The sequence below is a fragment of the Actinoallomurus spadix genome (assembly GCF_024055725.1).
GTDB lineage: Bacteria > Actinomycetota > Actinomycetes > Streptosporangiales > Streptosporangiaceae > Actinoallomurus > Actinoallomurus spadix.
Genome location: NZ_JAMXMX010000015.1, coordinates 45,425 through 60,822 on the forward strand (window position 1 = coordinate 45,425; position 15,398 = coordinate 60,822).

The following is a 15,398-nucleotide window of genomic DNA, read 5'->3' on the forward strand; positions in this document are numbered from 1 at the left end:
GGTTCAGAACACGACGTCGCAGGCGAATGCCGAGTTGTCATCGAACGTCGCAAACCTTATCGGCAATTGCATACAGCGAACTTCACCGCCAATTAATTGAATGTTTACTCAGATATTGACTGTTTTGGCCCTAAAGGCAGATACTTCATGTCCGTAACCCCGCCCCATGGCTGAGAGAAGCGGGAAGTACATGAACGCCTTCGTCCCCATCCTCCACTCCAAATCCGCTCTCACCCCTGTTGACCTCGAGTCGGCCTCCGGTCCAGTCGACGTAGTCCTCTCCGAGGAGGCGCTGGCCGCGGTCAAGCACGGTCACGCGTTCGTCGCCGCCAGCCTGCGCGACGAACGGCCGGTGTACGGCTCGACAACCGGCTTCGGGCCACTCGTCGTGTTCGATGGCCGGGAATCCGCGGCCGAGCAGTGCGAGAACGTGCTGCAGCATCTCACCGTCGGACAAGGTCCCGATCTGCCGCCCGAGGTCGCGCGCGCCGCAGTGCTGGCACGCCTGTGGTCCTTGTCCCGCGGAGTCTCCGGCGTCTCCGACACCGTCGTGCACGCACTACGCCGGATGCTTCAGGCCCCCTTCGCACCCGCCGTTCCCACGCTCGGCTCCGTCGGCGCCAGCGGGGATCTCGTACCACTCGCCCACGTCGTACAGGCGTTGCGCGGCGTCGGCCACGCCTACGTGGACGGCGTGCGGATGCCCGCGGACGAGGCACTCGCCCGCGCCGGCCTCGACCCCTTGCGCCTGGACGGCCGCGACGCGCTCGGACTGGTCAACGGCACGTCGGTCACCAGCGCGCTGGCCGGGCTGGCCACGGCGTCGTTGCAGAGGTCGCAGCACGTCGCCGTCGGGCTCGTGGCGCTGCTGGCCGACCTGCTCGGGGCGGCACCGGCCTTCCTCGCGCCCCCGCTGCTCGCGGCCTTCGGACATCCGGAGGTCGTGACTGTAGGTGCGGAGCTGTCCTCGTGGTTGGCCGGCATCGATCCGTCACCGGACCGTCCACTGCAGGAGCCGTACAGCATCCGGTGCACCCCGCAGCTCCTCGGCGCGGCCAGGTCCGCCATCGCCTGGTCGTCGGAGGTCATCACCCGCGACCTCAACGGAGTGAGCGACAACCCGCTCTTCTTCCCCGAAGAGGACCTCGTCGCGCACGGCGGCAACTTCTTCGGGCAGCCCGCGGCGTTCGCGTCCGACCTGCTGTCCATCGTGGCGACGCAAATCGGGAACCTCGCCGAACGCCAGGTCGACCTGCTGGTCGACCCGCACCGCAACGGCGGCAGGCCGCCGATGCTCTCGACGAGCCCGGGACGGCAGCACGCGATCCAGGGCATGCAGGTGCTGGCCACGTCCACGGTCGTGGCGATGCGCCGGTGCTGCACACCGGCCGCGATGCAGAGCGTGCCCACGAACCTGCACAACCAGGACATCGTGCCGTTCGGAACGCAAGGGGCGCTCACGGCCTTCGAACAGGCGCGATCACTCCGTCTCCTGCACGGCTGTCTCGGCGTCGCGCTGCGCCAGGCGATCCACACCGGATCCCGGAGGCCGACGGCCCGCCGGTGCGCCGACCTGGCGGCCGCCCTCGCGGACCAGATCGCGCCCATCGAGCAGGATCGGCCGCTCGACGAGGACATCCGCACGGCCGCCGACGTACTCGACCGCCACGTCGCGGAGACGGCGACCGCATGACCGCGACGCTCGACCATCCGGCCTTCGGCCCGGTCCAGAAGGTCGACCTCGGCCTGCTGGTGCTTCCGCTGCCTGATCAGCCCTTCGCCGCCTGCGACGGCCCGACGCACCACCGAGTGAGCGCGCACGAGACCCTTATCGACGCGGACGAGAACACGCGCGGCTGGTACCGCTGGCTCCTTGGCCACCATGTGACGTTCTGCATCTGGCGCCTGATGTCGGAATCCCTGGGGGCCGTCCTGGCCGGCCGTGCCGAGGCTGCCGACACCGTGGCCCGGCTCTACGACGCGTACTCCGCGCTGCTCCTGTACGCGGGAAGCTGCACGCCGGCGGTCTACGACAGCGTGATCCGGTCGCGGATGAGGGCCCGTCACCCCGCGTTCAGCGGGACGTGGGCCAGGGACTACCGGGAAGTGCTGGTACGCCTGGCCGCGGTGGCGCCCGCCCCGGGCACGCCGCTGAAGGAGTCCCTGAAGCTCAACCGGCTGGCGCACATGAGCATGGCGGCGCGCCTCGTCCCCTCCGGAGGCTCGCTACTACGGGACGCGGGGCGTGACGCGCACCAGGCCCCGACCGTGGAGGAGAGCGACCTCCTCGACTCATTCTTCCTCACCGGCCGGCGGTCGGTCTGTTCCCGTGAATTCGTCGAGCAACTTCACCACCGGACCCGTGCGGTGCTCACGGACCTCGAGCACCAACCGCTCGAAGTCCGTTACGACCGTGCCGCGCTCGACGACCTACAGGCCCGCATTACGACCCATATCGCCTTCCCCGCGCAGGCCGCTGAAGCCATCCTCACCGAAGGGACGGACAACCGTGGATGACCTGACCGAAATGCAGCCGTACGTCGAGAAGACGATGCCGATGACACCCGAGCTGATGCGGTACGTGCGTGCGCAGGCCGGACCCCTGACCGCCGCCCAGCGCTCACTGATGGACGCCACGCTCGCGCTCGGCGGTGTCGCCGAGATGCAGATTCCCCCCGAGCAGGGGGTCCTACTCACCCTGCTCGCGCGGCTGATCTCCGCCCGCACGGTCGTCGAGGTCGGCACCTTCACGGGGTACTCGACGATGGCGCTCGCCGAAGGCGTCGACACCGACGGCACAGTGATCACCCTTGACATCACCGATGAGTGGTCGGCGATCGCGACCGAGGCCTGGCGCGCGGCCGGGGTGGCTGAGCGGATCCGCCAGGTGCACGGGCCGGCGGCGGAGTCGCTCCGGACGCTGCCGGACGAGCCGTTCGTGGACCTCGTCTTCATCGACGCGGACAAGGTCGGCTACGTGGACTACTGGGAACTGCTCGTGCCCCGGGTCCGTCCCGGCGGCCTGCTGATCGCCGACAACGTCCTGTACGCGGGTGAGGCGGTGTCCCCGGACGCGACGGGCAACGCGCAGGCCATCCGCGACTTCAACGCCCATGTACTCGCCGACGACCGGGTCGAATCCGTCCTGCTCACCGTGGCCGACGGGCTCACCCTCGCCCGCAAGAAGTAAGCCCCGCAGACGATGCAAGCGAATGTGGAAGTGGACCAATGAAGGCGGCGTTGCTCAACAGGCCCGGTGAGATCATCACCGGGGAGGTGCCCGACGCGGTGATCGAGCTCCCGACCGACGCGGTCGTCCGTGTCGTGGCGGCGGGCGTCTGCGGCACGGACGTGCGGGCCTACCGGGGACTCCCCGGCCCGGTCTCGGGGCCGTGGTGCGGACACGAGTTCGTAGGCGTGGTTGAGGACGTGGGCACGGCCGTAGAGACGGTCCGCGTGGGTGATCTCGTCGTGGCCCCGTTCATGTTCTCCGACGGGACGTGCGCCCGGTGTGCCCGCGGGGTTCCCACCTCCTGCATGGCCGGCGGCATGTGGAGCGTTCAGGCAGGTGGAGCGCAGGCCGAGGCGATACGCGTGCCGCTCGCCGACGGGACGCTCGTCCACGTCCCGATGGACGAGCACGACGAGCGCGTACCGGCAGTGCTGACGCTCGCCGACGTCATGCCCACCGGGTACCACGCGGTCCGGACGGCCGGGCCTGTCGCCGGAGCCACCGTCGCCGTCGTCGGGGACGGCGCGGTGGGGCTGTGCGCGGTGCTGGCGGCCCGCCGGGCCGGCGCGGAGCGGGTACTCCTCCTCGGGCACCACGAGGGCAGACTGCGCATCGGGAAGGGCTTCGGCGCGACCGAGGTCGTCACCGCTAGGGGTCCGGAGGGACACGCCCAGGTTCTCGACGCCACCGGAGGAATCGGCGCTGACCTCGTGGTCGAGGCCGTCGGCGAGCAGGGAGCGCTGGACACCGCCATGGCGGTGTGTGCCGACGGCGGCGTGATCAGCCTGGTCGGCGGCCCGCACGGCGCGATCGACATGGCGGCGTGCTTCCTGCGCAACGTGCGGCTCACCGGTGGGCTCGCACCGGCCCGCGCCTATCTTCCGGAGCTCCTCGCCGACGTCGTCGCGGGCGAACTCGATCCGAGTCCGGTGTTCGAGCTGACCGTGCCGCTGGACGCCGCGGACGGTGGTTACCGCGCGATGGTCGATCGGCAGGCCACGAAGGTCCTGGTCGAACCGTGAGGGTGAACGTGAGAACGTACGAGGATCCCGGGGAGATCGCGGTCAGCGGGTACGTTCTGGACTCGCCGGCGGACGGCGACCGGATCGCCGTGGTCGATCACTCGCGCGGTGCGCCGCGCGAGTGGACGTACGGTGACCTCACCCGGGCGATCAGCGGGCTCGCCGGGTGCCTGCGCAGCCTCAGGCTGGGCGAGGACGCCGTCGTTGCCGTGCTGACGGAGAACAGCGCGGAGTTCGTCATCGCGTACCACGGGACACTGACCGCAGGGTGCACGGTCCTGCCGCTCGACCCGCGCGACCCGGCGCGATGGGCCGCCGCGATCGCCGAGACCGGCGCGGAGGCGCTCATCGTCGAGACCGCCCTCGGGATCCCCGAGTCATCGATTCCGGCCACGCACACGATCGTGATCGGGGACGGGCCACCCGGATGCGTCGCCTGGGCGGAGGCGCTGCGCGCGGCGCCGGATCCGCAGCCCGTCCGCGGCGGAGAGCGGCCCGCGGTCCTGATGTCCTCCAGCGGCACGCTGCGCGGACCGAAGCGGATCGCGGTGACCCACCATAACCTGGTGGCCAACCTCGCCCAGATCGCCGCGTTGCACGAGATCCGCAGCGGGGACGTCGTCCTATCCGTCCCCCCGCTGCGGCACATCTACGGGATGCAGATGGCCATGAACCCGGTACTGCGCGCTGGGGCGACCCTGGTCATCGTCGCCACTCCCTTCTCGGTGCCGCACTTCCTCGGCCTGCTCCGGGACCACCAGGTCGCGGTGGCGTACGTGGTGCCGAGCGTGCTCGCCGAACTGGCGGCGATGCCGTCGATGCAACGGGCCTGGCCGGACCTGCGACTGGCCGTGTCCGGAGGGGCGCCGCTGCCCACGTCCGTGGCCGTCCGGTCCGCCGAGTCGCTGGGGGTACCGGTGGTGCAGGGCTTCGGTATGACCGAGGCGGGCTGCGTCTGCTTCAGCCCCGACGGCCGGGCGGTGCCGATCGGCTCGGTGGGCGTCCCGCTGCCCGGCACGGAGGTGCGGTTCGTCGATCCGGAGACTGGTACGGACGTCGCACCGGGCCGGCCGGGCGAACTGTGGGTACGCGGCCCGCAGGTGGTGCCGGCCGGCGCCGACCCGTCGATGCCGCGCGCCGAGGGCGGCTGGCTGCGCACCGGCGACCTGGCAGCCCAGGACGACGAGGGATTCGTCCGGATCACCGGCCGGATCAAGTCGCTCATCAAGTACAAGGGGTACCAGGTCTCACCGGCCGAGCTCGAGGACGTCCTGGCCACGCACCCCGCCGTCGCCGAGGCCCTCGTCGCGGGCCTGCCCGATCCCGTGGCGGGCGAGGTGCCGAAGGCCTACGTCGTGCTCAACGACCGGGTGCCCCTGTCCGAGATCACGCGACACGTCGCCGACCGGGTCGCGCCGTACAAGCGCGTGCGGGCCATCGAGCGCGTACAGGCCATCCCCCGTTCCTCCACCGGCAAACCGACCCGGCCGCCGGCCCTCCGGGCCCTCGTGACCGGCGGTGGCCGGGGTCTGGGCCGGGCGTTCGCCGAGGGCCTCGCGGCGGCGGGCGCGTCCGTACTCGTCACCGGACGCGACGAGGCCGGCCTCCTCGAGACGGCCAAGGGCATCCGGGAGCGCGGCGGCATCGGGGAGTACGCGGTCGCCGACCTCACCGATCCGCAAGCCTGGGCACGCGTCCTCGGTCACCTGGACGACACGCTCGGCGGCGTCGACGTGCTGGTCAACAACGCCGGTGCCCCAGGACCGATCGGTCCTCTGTGGGAGGTCGACGAGGACGCGTGGTGGCACGCGATGGAGGTCAACGTCCGAGGAAGTGCGCTCGTCACCCGAGCCATACTGCCCCGGCTGCTCGACCAGGGCGGCGGTCGTGTCGTCACCGTCGTCAGCCGGGCCGGCCGGAAGCGATGGCCGCACGCCGGCGCGTACTCGATCTCGAAGGCCGCGTTGATCTCCCTGACCGCGAACCTCGACGGCGAGGTCCACGGCACCGGGATCACCGCTGTCGCCTTCGATCCCGGCCTTCTCGACATCGGCATTACCAGGGCACATCTCGACCGTGGGCACACCGGAGACCGCTGGGCCGACGAGATCCTGGACTGGACCCTGGCCGCACGCGACGCCGGACGGTTCACTCCTGTCGAGACGGCCGTACGTGCGCTGGTCGCCGTGGCCACGGGTGCAGCCGACCACCTGGCCGGCCGATACGTGACAATCGAGGACCTGTCGCTGGATTAAGGCGTCGTGGTGATCCCTGGCGAATGCTGCCGATAGGACGCAGTAGCCACCAGGGATCACCTTTCGAGCCGGGGCGCCGGGGTCAGGAGCCGGTGACGCGGATGAGACCTTCCTGGACGACCGAGACGACGAGCTCGCCGGTGCGGGTGAACACCTGGCCGCGGGCGAGACCGCGGGCACCGGAGGCGTTCGGGGTGTCCTGGGCGTACAGCAGCCACTCGTCGGCGCGGAACGGCCGGTGGAACCACATCGCGTGGTCGAGGCTGGCGCCCATCGTCTTACGGTCGCCCCAGGCGAGACCGTGGTTGAGCAGGACGGTGTCCAGCAGGGTCATGTCCGAGGCGTACGTCATCAGGCAGACGTGCAGCAGCGGGTCGTCGGGCAGCTCCCCCGCCACGCGCAGCCAGACCAGCGACTCCGGCCCGACCAGCTCCGGGTCGCGGGCGGCCTCCCAGGTCAGCGGCGTGACGTGCCGCAGGTCGATCGGCCGGTTGCGCATGAACTCGTTGTCCAGCTTGCCGAAGAGCCGCTCCATCCGCTCCTGGAACGTCGGCAGCTCCTCCGGACCCGGCACCTCGGGCATCGGCGCCTGGTGCGACGGGCCGTCCTCGGCGATCTGGAACGACGCCGACAGGGTGAAGATCACCTTGCCGTGCTGGATGGCGGAGACCCGCCGCGTGGTGAACGACCGGCCGTCACGGACCCGGTCGACGGTGTACACGAGCGGCACGCTCGGGTCGCCCGGGCGGATGAAGTACGCGTGCAGCGAGTGCACCCTGCGGTCGTCGGGGACGGTACGCCCGGCGGCGACCAGCGCCTGGCCGGCGACCTGCCCGCCGAACACGCGCTGCTGGCGCTCCTCCGGGCTTCGCCCCCGGAAGATGTCGGCCTCGATCTGCTCCAGGTCGAGCAGTTCGAGCAGCTCCTTCAGCGCGGCGTTCATCGCTCCATGACTCCTCAGGCTTACGGCGTCTCGCCCCGGCAGAGTGCGAGCACGGCCGAACCGTACCGCTCCAGCTTGACGGCGCCGACACCGGGGATCGCGGCCAGCTCCGCCTCCGTGGCGGGAGCGCGCTCGGCGATGGCCTGCAGGGTGGCGTCGGTGAAGACGACGTAGGCGGGGACCTTCTGCTCCTTGGACGCCGCCGCCCGCCACTCCTTCATCCGGGCCAGCAGGTCCTCGTCGTAGTCGGCGGGGCAGGTCTCGCAGCGGCCCAGCTTGCGCTCGATCGCGGCGGTCAGCGGCCGCCCGCAGACCCGGCACGGCTGCGGCCCCGTGGCGACGGCCCGGCGCTTGGACCGGTCGACGCGCGGCGGACCCGAGCTCTGCGGGGCCAGACCGTCGAGGAACCGCGACCGCCGGCGGCCCTTACGGCCGCCCGGCGAGCGGGCGAGCGCCCAGGACAGGGCCAGGTGCTCACGGGCCCGCGTCACGCCGACGTACAGCAGCCGGCGCTCCTCCTCGATCTGCTCCGGGCTCTTCTCCGCGTAAATGATCGGCAGCGTGCCCTCGACCAGGCCGGCGAGGAACACCGCGTCCCACTCCAGACCCTTCGCGGTGTGCAGCGTGGCGAGCGTCACGCCCTCCAGCGCGGGCGCGTGCTGGGCGTTCGCGCGCTCCTCCAGCTCGGTGACGAAGTCGCGCAGGCCGGCGCCCGGCCGGTCCGCGGCGACGTCCTCGGCGAGCTGCGCCAGGGCGGCCAGGGACTCCCAGCGCTCCCGGGCGGCGCCGCGCCCCTCCGGCGGCCGGTCCGTCAGCCCGGCGGAGGCCAGGACGTCCCGCACGGCACGGACGAGCGGCTCACCGTCGTCGGCGGACCGGGCGGCGCCGCGCAGGAGCACGACCGCCTGGCGCACCTCCGCGCGTTCGAAGAACCGCTCCGCGCCCTTCACGACGTACGGCACGCCCGCGTCGGCGAACGCCTGCTCGTACGGCTCCGACTGCGCGTTGATGCGGAACAGCACCGCGATCTCACGGGCCGGCACGCCGTCCTCGATGAGCGCCCGCGCCCGCTTGGCGACGGCCTCGGCCTCGGCGACCTCGTCGTCGTACTCGTGGAAGGTCGGCTCGGGGCCACCGGGCCGCTGCGCGACGAGTTCGAGACGGTGGTTGCGCGCCTCCCCCCGCGCCTGCGCCAGCACGCCGTTGGCCAGGTGCACGACCTGCGGGGTCGACCGGTAGTCGCGGGTCAGCTTGACGACCTTCGCGCCGGGATGCTCGACCGTGAAGCGCAGGAGGTACGCGGGGGTGGCGCCGGTGAAGGAGTAGATCGTCTGGTTCGGGTCGCCGACCACGCAGAGCTCGTCGCGCTCGCCCAGCCAGACGTCCAGCAGCAGTTTCTGCAGCGGGTTGACGTCCTGGAACTCGTCGACGACGAAGTAGCGGTACTGGTCGCGGACCTGGTTCGCGACCTCCTGATGCTCCATGAGCATCGCGGCGGTCAGCTCCAGCATGCCCTCGAAGTCCAGCAGGTTCCGCTCGCGGCGGAGCTCTTCGTACGCCGTGTAGAGCCGCGCGACGTCGGACGCGTCGGCGGGCGGGGTGCGCCCGGCCTTGGCGGCCGACGCCGGGTAGTCCTCCGGGCGGGTCTGGGTGACCTTCGCCCACTCGATCTCGGCCGCCGTGTCGCGCAGCTCCGTACGGCCGAGGGACAGCCGGCACACGCGCGCCGCCTCCGCGACCAGGCCGAACTTCGACTCGATGAGTGTCGGCGGCTCCCCGCCGATCACCTTCGGCCAGAAGTAGGCGAGCTGCTTGAGCGCCGCGGAGTGGAAGGTGCGGGCCTGAACGCCGGGCGCGCCGAGCCGCCGGAGCCGCCCGCGCAGCTCCCCGGCGGCCCGGGTGGTGAACGTCACGGCCAGCACCCGCTGCGGGGCGATGACGCCCGTCAGCACGGCGTACGCGATCCGGTGGGTGATCGCGCGGGTCTTGCCCGTGCCCGCGCCGGCCAGCACGCACACCGGACCCCGGGTCGCCTCGGCGACCGCACGCTGGTCCGGGTCGAGCCCGGCGAGGATCTGCTCGGCGTCCATGACCCCTCCCGTCACTTCTCTTCCATACTCCCAGGGCCGGTCGCCCACCGGGGCCCGAGTGCGGGTCCGAGCGCGGGGCCGGGGGAATGCCGGCCGGTGATCGCGCGTTTGGACAGTCGACTTCGAGCGCCCCGCCCAAGACGAAGGAGAGCCATGACCGCGCCCGCGACGGGTGAGCTGACCATGTACACCACGACCTGGTGCGGCTTCTGCCGCCGGCTCAAGACCCAGCTGGCCCGCGAGGGCATTCACATGGTCGAGGTGGACATCGAGCGCGACCCCGCGGCCGCCGAGTTCGTCGAGAGCGTCAACGGCGGCAACCAGACTGTACCGACCGTGGTCTTCCCGGACGGAACCGCCGTCACCAACCCGTCGGCCAAGGAGGTCAAGGCGCGTCTCGCGGCGCTCTGATCGGTCAGCGGGTGGAGGACAGGCCGGTGATGACGACCTTCCCGACGGGGCGGTCCTCCACCAGGTGACGTAGCGCCTCTCCCACGGCCTCCAGCGGGTAGATCGCGTCGATGACCGGGCTGATCCGGCCCGCCGCGAGCAGGCCGGTGATCTCGGTCCACGCCGCCTTCGCGTCGGCGGCCGGCGCGGCGTGCAGCGAGAAGCCGTGGAGGGTGGTGCGGCGTCCGATGACCTCGTGCAGTGGCAGGCAGGTGCTGCGGCCTCCTGAGCAGCCGACCAGGACGATGCGCCCGGCCACCGCCATGGCGGCCGCGATCTGCGCGGTCACCGGTCCGCCGACGCCGTCGACGGCCAGGTCGATGCCGGCCGGGAAGCCGTCACCGAGCCCGTCGGGCAACCGATGTGATTCGAGGTCGACGACCTCGATGCCACGGGCCCAGGGCGCGGCCCGGATGGCCTCCGCCTTCGCCGTGGACCCCACGCCGCCCGCGACGGCCGCCGCGCCGAGGGCGCGCGCCAGCTGGACGGTCGCGTTGCCCACGCTGCCGCCGATACCCGGCGCGAAGACGCACCTGCCCGGCTTGAACGCGCCCATGCGCAGGGCGAGCAGTCCGGTGAGGTAGGCGATCGGGACGGCGGCCGCGACCTCGTCGGACACGCTGACCGGGATTTCGGCGAGGTTCCGGGAGGGGACGACGGCGTACTCGGCCATCGTCCCGTCGGCGGTGACGCCGCCGGGACCGGCGAAGAACATCACCCGCGTACCGGCCCGCCAATACGCGGCGGGGTCGGCGACGACCAGGCCGGCGCCCTCGCCGCCCAGCGTCAACGGCAGCAGCCCGGCCCGCGACGGGCCGCTCGTCGCCACGGCGTGGTCCAGTGGCGTCACGCCCGCGGCCGTGATCTGCACCAGCACCTCGCCCGGAGCGGGGACCGGCACCTCGACCTGCTCGATCCGCACATCCGTCGTATGCGCGGTGATCGGATAAGCGCGCGCCGCCTTCACGTGAGTCGTCCCCCCGGGAATCCCCCATACCCGGATCGGGAGGACGGCACGCGCGGGCGGGTGCCCGAGGCCGGCTCGGGCACCCGCGCCGAGACTCAGCTCGGGAGCGTCCACCTCTGGTTGTCGCTGCCGGCGCAGTCCCAGATCTGCAGGCGGGTGCCGTTGGCCGAGCTGGGGCCGGTGGCGTCGAGGCAGCGGCCGGAGTTCGGGTTGACGAGGGACCCGTTCGCGCCCTGCTGCCACTTCTGCGCGCCCGTGCCGTTGCAGTCGTACAGCTGCACCTGCGTGCCGTTGGCCGTGCCGGCCGCGGTCACGTCCATGCACTTTCCGAGGGCCCGCAGGGTCCCGTCGGAGCCGACCGTCCACTGCTGTGCCGCGGTGCCGTTGCAGTCGTACAGCTGCACGGCCGTGCCGTTGGCGCTGTTGGCCCCGGCCACGTCCACGCACTTACCGCCGTAGCCGGTGATCCGGCCCGTACGGCCGCCGGAGGAGCCGGAGGTGGTGACGTGCACGTAGTCGACGACGAGCTGCTGCGGGAACGTCGTGCTGCCGTCCGGGTCGCCGGGCCAGTAGCCGCCGACCGCGAGGTTGACGATGATGTAGAAGGGGTGGTCGTAGACCCAGCGGTTGCCGCCCAGGTCGGCCGGCGTGCGGGTCTCGTAGACGTTCCCGTCGACGGACCACTGGATGGAGTTCGGCGACCAGTCCACCGCGAAGGTGTGGAAGTCGTCGTAGAAGTGCGCGCCGCCCGGCAGGGTGTAGCCCGCGCCGATGCCGCCCGAGCCGGAGTAGCCCGGACCGTGGATGGTGCCGTGCACGGTGCCCGGTTCGGAGCCGATGTTCTCCATGATGTCGATCTCGCCGCTGTTGGGCCAGCCGACGCTGCCGATGTCGTTGCCGAGCATCCAGAAGGCGGGCCACATGCCCTGGCCGCGCGGGATCTTCATCCGGCTCTCGAAGTGGCCGTACGCCTGGGTGAAGGTGGCCGCCGTGGACAGGCGCGCGGACGTGTACTGGCAGGTGCCGTACCAGCAGTTGTAGTTGCCGGGGTTGTCCTTTCGCGCGGTGATGACCAGGTGACCCTGGCCGTCGAGCGCGGCGTTGTGCGTGCCGTTCGTGTAGTACTACCGCTCGTGGTTGTTGACGTTGTCGCCGGTCTCCGGGCGCCACTTGCCGGCGTCGACGGCCGCGCCGGCGGGCCCGTCGAAGTCGTCGGTGAAGGTGGCGGTCGCGGCGGCCGCGGCGGGGAGGATCGTGCCGTGGGTGCCGTTGCCGGCGACCACGGTCGCGGCGCTGCCGAGGCCGGCGAGCGCGAGGGCCGCGAGGAACAGGCGGCCGGTCCTACGTCGGCGGGGTGACGTGGACATGCTTCTCCTTTCGGGTCACAGGTGGGAACCCCGGTGCAGAGGGTCCGCTGCTGCCTCCCCCGAAGGCTTCTGACAGGAAGGCTTCCTGTCTGTAATGCGGACACTATGCTTCTTAAAACAAGGTGTCAATGAAGTCCTCGAGTGAGGACGCCCTGGTGGGGAGGCGCCTCGACCGTTGCATCGGCCGATGGGACGGGCACCCTTATGCGCGCCTTAACCGCTCCCTAAGACCGCCTGCGCCGCCGGGCGCCCCCGCATGATCGGCTCGGCTTGACGCCCCACGCCGATGGCGGTACCACCGAGCCATGTACGCCGAGGAACGCCAGCAGGAGATTCTCCAACGCACTCGCGAGGCCGGCCGGGTCGACGTCGTGACACTCGCGGAGGACTTCGGCGTCACGATGGAGACGATCCGCCGGGACCTCACCGTCCTCGAACGCGCCGGCGCGCTGCGCCGCGTGCACGGCGGCGCGATCCCGGTCGAGCGCCTGGGCTTCGAGCCCGCGCTCGCCGCCCGTGACGCGGTGCTGACCGCCGAGAAGGAGCGCATCGCCAAGGCCGCCCTCGCCGAGCTGCCCCAGGAAGGCTCGATCATCATCGACGCGGGCTCGACGACCGGGCGTCTCGTGCAGGTCCTGCCGAGCGACCGGGAGCTGACCGTCATCACCAACTCCCCGCCCCTGGCGACCGTCCTCGCCACCCGCTCCAACCTCAACGTGATCATGCTGGGCGGCCGTGTCCGCGGGCGCACCCTCGCCACGGTCGACGACTGGGCGATGCGGCCGCTGGACCGGCTCCGCGTCGACGTGGCGTTCATGGGGACGAACGGCTGCTCCGTCGAGGCCGGGCTCACCACGCCCGATCCGGCCGAGGCCGCGATGAAGGAGTCGATGATGAGGGCCGCGCGGCGCACGGTCGTCCTCGTCGACCACACGAAGGTCGGGAACGACTACCTCGCCCGGTTCGCCGCGCTGTCCGAGGTCAGCCTCCTGATCACGGACACCGGGCTGAACGCCGGACTGGCGGCCGACCTCGCCGCGGAAGGCCCCGAGGTCGTCCGCGTGTGAACCCTCGGGAAGAACCGTGAACGCCCCCGCCGTCGGCGGGGGCGTTCACGCGGCCTGATCAGGAGGAGAGCACGGCGGCGCGGGCCTCGGCGGCGTCGGCGGCGTCGAGGGCGCGCCGCGCCAGGTCCTCGCACGCGGCGCGGTCGTGCGCGGCGAGGCGGGCGCGTACGGCGGGCACGCTGCGCGCGCTCATCGACAGCTTCGTCACGCCCAGGCCCACCAGCACCGGGGCGAGGGCGGGGTCGGCGGCGGCCTCGCCGCACACCCCGACGGACCGTCCGCTGCGCCGGCCCGCCTCCGCGCAGGCGGCGATGAGCTGCAGCAGCGCCGGTTGCCACGGGTCGAGCAGGTCGGCGAGGGCGCCCGACTGCCGGTCGGCGGCGAGGGTGTACTGGCTGAGGTCGTTCGTTCCGATGCTGAGGAAGTCGGCGACCTGGAGGAGACGGTCGGCCCGCAGCGCGGCGGCCGGCACCTCCACCATCACGCCCGCGGTGCGCAGGCCGAACGCCCGGGCCCGTTCGACGAACGCGGCGGCCTCGACGGGCGTCGAGACCATGGGCGCCATGACCCAGACGTCCGCGGTCGCCTGCTCGGCGGCCCGCGCGACGGCCTCGAGCTGGGTGTCGAGGATCTCGGGCCGGTCCCGGGCGACGCGCAGGCCGCGCACGCCGAGTGCCGGGTTCGGCTCCTCGGGGAGGCCGAGGAACGGCAGCGGCTTGTCGGCGCCGGCGTCCAGCGTCCGTACGACGACGGTGCCCTCGGGGAACAGCGCGAACGCCTCGGCGTACGCGGCGACCTGCTCGTCCAGGCCCGGCGCGTCCTTGCGGCCGAGGAACAGGAACTCGGTGCGGAACAGCCCGACCCCGGCGACCCCGTCCAGGTCCGCACCCCGCAGGTCGGCCGCGGATCCGATGTTGACCATGAGGTCGACGGGATGGCCGTCCGCCGTACGGCCTGGACCGCGCCCGGCGGTGAGCCGGCTGCGCTCCTCGGCCGCCCGCGCGCGTACGCCGGCGGCCTCGTCGTCGCCGACGCCCGCGCGGACCTGGCCGCTCGTGCCGTCCACGGCGACCACCGTGCCCTCCGGGACCTCCAGGATCCCGGCGCAGCCGACCACGGCGGGCAACCCGAGCGCCCGCGCGAGGATGGCGGTGTGGCTGGTCGGCCCGCCGCGCTCGGTGACGAGGGCGAGGACGGTGCCCGTGTCGAGGCCGACCGTGTCGGCGGGCGCGAGGTCGTCGGCGACCAGGACGAACGGGTGCCCGGGGGACGGCAGGCCCGGCATCGGCCGGCCCAGCGCCGCGGCGATCGCCCGGTGCGCGATGTCGTCGAGGTCCGCGGCGCGTTCGCCGAGGTACCCGCCGAGGGAGGCGAGCAGCTCACGGTGCCGATCGAACGTGGACCGCAGGGCGTGCGCGGCGTCCTCCCCGGCCCGTACGCGCTCGGCCACCCCGTCCCGCAGGGTCGGGTCGGCGGCGATCATCGCCTGCGCGGACAGGATGTCCCGCGCCTCCCCGTCCGCGGCCTCGGAGCGGGCCCGCAGGTCGGCCTCGGCGGCCTCCAGGGCCCGTACGGCGTCGGCGAGTTCGCGTTCGGGGTCGGTGACGGGGCGAGGGTCCGGCAGGGCCGGCGGGGCCGCCATCCGCGCCACCGCCCCGGCGGACAGGCCGGGACCGACCCCGATGCCCTGCAGGGCCCGCGGCGGGGCGTCGAGGTCAGGCATCCGCCGGTTCCTCGGCGTCCAGGTCGCGGGCGAGCAGGGCGGCGAGGGCGTCGAGGGCCGCGTCGGCTCCCGGACCGTCCGCCTCGAGGGTCACCTCGGTGCCGTGCCCGACGCCGAGGGACAGTACCGCCAGCATGCTGGCGGCGGGCACGGCCGGGCCGTCGCCGACGCGGATGCGCACGGGCGTCTCCTGGTCGGCGGCGGCCTTGACGAACAGGGCCGCGGGCCTCGCGTGCAGGCCGGTGCGCGCGGCGACGGCCACGGTACGTGTGGGCATGTCCA

The 15,398-nt window shown here is 72.4% G+C and carries 14 protein-coding genes; 7 read left to right on the top strand and 7 right to left on the bottom strand.

Features of this window, described 5'->3' with window-relative positions; translation table 11 throughout:
• The first annotated feature begins 166 nt into the window (after nucleotides 1–166).
• Genes NE235_RS22510 through NE235_RS22530 form a run of 5 tightly spaced genes read left to right on the top strand, consistent with a single transcriptional unit; the run spans nucleotide 167 to nucleotide 6,509 of the window.
• A complete protein-coding gene (locus NE235_RS22510; RefSeq protein ID WP_252806142.1) occupies nucleotides 167–1,693 on the top strand; it encodes an HAL/PAL/TAL family ammonia-lyase in 1,527 nt (508 codons plus the stop codon).
• The gene (locus NE235_RS22515) at nucleotides 1,690–2,517 is read left to right on the top strand and encodes a hypothetical protein (protein ID WP_252806144.1); all 828 of its coding nucleotides are present in this window, start codon (nucleotides 1,690–1,692) and stop codon (nucleotides 2,515–2,517) included. Before NE235_RS22510 ends, NE235_RS22515 begins: the two co-directional genes overlap by 4 nt.
• Nucleotides 2,510–3,190 carry an O-methyltransferase gene (locus NE235_RS22520; protein ID WP_252806146.1) on the top strand — a complete coding sequence of 227 codons (681 nt, stop codon included), beginning with the start codon at nucleotides 2,510–2,512 and terminating at the stop codon, nucleotides 3,188–3,190. The genes NE235_RS22515 and NE235_RS22520 overlap by 8 nt, the downstream gene beginning before the upstream one ends.
• A gap of 38 nt (nucleotides 3,191–3,228) precedes the next feature.
• A complete protein-coding gene (locus tag NE235_RS22525; protein ID WP_252806148.1) occupies nucleotides 3,229–4,254 on the top strand; it encodes a zinc-binding dehydrogenase in 1,026 nt (341 codons plus the stop codon).
• A gap of 8 nt (nucleotides 4,255–4,262) precedes the next feature.
• Nucleotides 4,263–6,509: an SDR family NAD(P)-dependent oxidoreductase gene (locus NE235_RS22530; protein ID WP_252806150.1), complete on the top strand. Its 2,247-nt coding sequence runs from the start codon at nucleotides 4,263–4,265 to the stop codon at nucleotides 6,507–6,509.
• Nucleotides 6,510–6,591: 82 nt separating this feature from the next.
• Here the strand turns inward: NE235_RS22530 and tesB are convergent, their stop codons facing one another.
• Together tesB and NE235_RS22540 are read right to left on the bottom strand one after the other, a co-directional pair.
• Nucleotides 6,592–7,452 (bottom strand): acyl-CoA thioesterase II, encoded by an 861-nt coding sequence (tesB, locus tag NE235_RS22535; RefSeq protein WP_252806151.1) that lies wholly within the window; start codon nucleotides 7,450–7,452, stop codon nucleotides 6,592–6,594.
• 20 nt (nucleotides 7,453–7,472) lie between these two features.
• Entirely contained in the window at nucleotides 7,473–9,542 is a 2,070-nt protein-coding gene (locus NE235_RS22540; RefSeq protein WP_252806153.1) for an ATP-dependent DNA helicase UvrD2, read from the bottom strand.
• Between the two features lie 153 nt (nucleotides 9,543–9,695).
• Here NE235_RS22540 and NE235_RS22545 point away from each other — a divergent pair, with 153 nt between their 5' ends.
• A complete protein-coding gene (locus NE235_RS22545) occupies nucleotides 9,696–9,953 on the top strand; it encodes a mycoredoxin (RefSeq protein WP_252806155.1) in 258 nt (85 codons plus the stop codon).
• Between the two features lie 4 nt (nucleotides 9,954–9,957).
• On the opposite strand, the gene NE235_RS38295 is transcribed toward NE235_RS22545, so the two are convergent.
• The 3 genes from NE235_RS38295 to NE235_RS22560 form a co-directional block, all read right to left on the bottom strand.
• Nucleotides 9,958–10,914 carry a quinone oxidoreductase family protein gene (locus tag NE235_RS38295; RefSeq protein WP_252806156.1) on the bottom strand — a complete coding sequence of 319 codons (957 nt, stop codon included), beginning with the start codon at nucleotides 10,912–10,914 and terminating at the stop codon, nucleotides 9,958–9,960.
• A gap of 140 nt (nucleotides 10,915–11,054) precedes the next feature.
• Nucleotides 11,055–12,035 (bottom strand): ricin-type beta-trefoil lectin domain protein, encoded by a 981-nt coding sequence (locus tag NE235_RS22555; RefSeq protein WP_289849050.1) that lies wholly within the window; start codon nucleotides 12,033–12,035, stop codon nucleotides 11,055–11,057.
• A 48-nt stretch (nucleotides 12,036–12,083) separates the two neighbouring features.
• Complete coding sequence (locus NE235_RS22560; protein WP_252806158.1) at nucleotides 12,084–12,326, bottom strand: hypothetical protein; 243 nt, start codon at nucleotides 12,324–12,326, stop codon at nucleotides 12,084–12,086.
• A gap of 305 nt (nucleotides 12,327–12,631) precedes the next feature.
• On the opposite strand from NE235_RS22560, the gene NE235_RS22565 reads away from it, so the two are divergent.
• Nucleotides 12,632–13,393 carry a DeoR/GlpR family DNA-binding transcription regulator gene (locus NE235_RS22565; protein ID WP_252806160.1) on the top strand — a complete coding sequence of 254 codons (762 nt, stop codon included), beginning with the start codon at nucleotides 12,632–12,634 and terminating at the stop codon, nucleotides 13,391–13,393.
• A gap of 58 nt (nucleotides 13,394–13,451) precedes the next feature.
• Here NE235_RS22565 and ptsP read toward each other — a convergent pair whose 3' ends face one another.
• Nucleotides 13,452–15,116, bottom strand: coding sequence for a phosphoenolpyruvate--protein phosphotransferase (ptsP, locus tag NE235_RS22570; protein WP_252806162.1), 1,665 nt, complete (start codon nucleotides 15,114–15,116; stop codon nucleotides 13,452–13,454).
• Entirely contained in the window at nucleotides 15,109–15,393 is a 285-nt protein-coding gene (locus NE235_RS22575; RefSeq protein WP_252806164.1) for an HPr family phosphocarrier protein, read from the bottom strand. Before NE235_RS22575 ends, ptsP begins: the two co-directional genes overlap by 8 nt.
• Nucleotides 15,394–15,398 lie beyond the last annotated feature (5 nt).

Excerpts from the sequence above, each read along its gene's own strand:
- NE235_RS22545 (WP_252806155.1), top strand. The coding sequence starts at position 9,696 with ATGACCGCGCCCGCGACGGGTGAGCTGACCATGTACACCACGACCTGG.
- NE235_RS22510 (WP_252806142.1), top strand. The coding sequence starts at position 167 with ATGGCTGAGAGAAGCGGGAAGTACATGAACGCCTTCGTCCCCATCCTC.
- NE235_RS22575 (WP_252806164.1), bottom strand. The coding sequence starts at position 15,393 with ATGCCCACACGTACCGTGGCCGTCGCCGCGCGCACCGGCCTGCACGCG.
- tesB (WP_252806151.1), bottom strand. The coding sequence starts at position 7,452 with ATGAACGCCGCGCTGAAGGAGCTGCTCGAACTGCTCGACCTGGAGCAG.
- NE235_RS22515 (WP_252806144.1), top strand. The coding sequence starts at position 1,690 with ATGACCGCGACGCTCGACCATCCGGCCTTCGGCCCGGTCCAGAAGGTC.
- NE235_RS22565 (WP_252806160.1), top strand. The coding sequence starts at position 12,632 with ATGTACGCCGAGGAACGCCAGCAGGAGATTCTCCAACGCACTCGCGAG.
- NE235_RS22525 (WP_252806148.1), top strand. The coding sequence starts at position 3,229 with ATGAAGGCGGCGTTGCTCAACAGGCCCGGTGAGATCATCACCGGGGAG.
- NE235_RS22560 (WP_252806158.1), bottom strand. The coding sequence starts at position 12,326 with ATGTCCACGTCACCCCGCCGACGTAGGACCGGCCGCCTGTTCCTCGCG.
- ptsP (WP_252806162.1), bottom strand. The coding sequence starts at position 15,116 with ATGCCTGACCTCGACGCCCCGCCGCGGGCCCTGCAGGGCATCGGGGTC.
- NE235_RS22540 (WP_252806153.1), bottom strand. The coding sequence starts at position 9,542 with ATGGACGCCGAGCAGATCCTCGCCGGGCTCGACCCGGACCAGCGTGCG.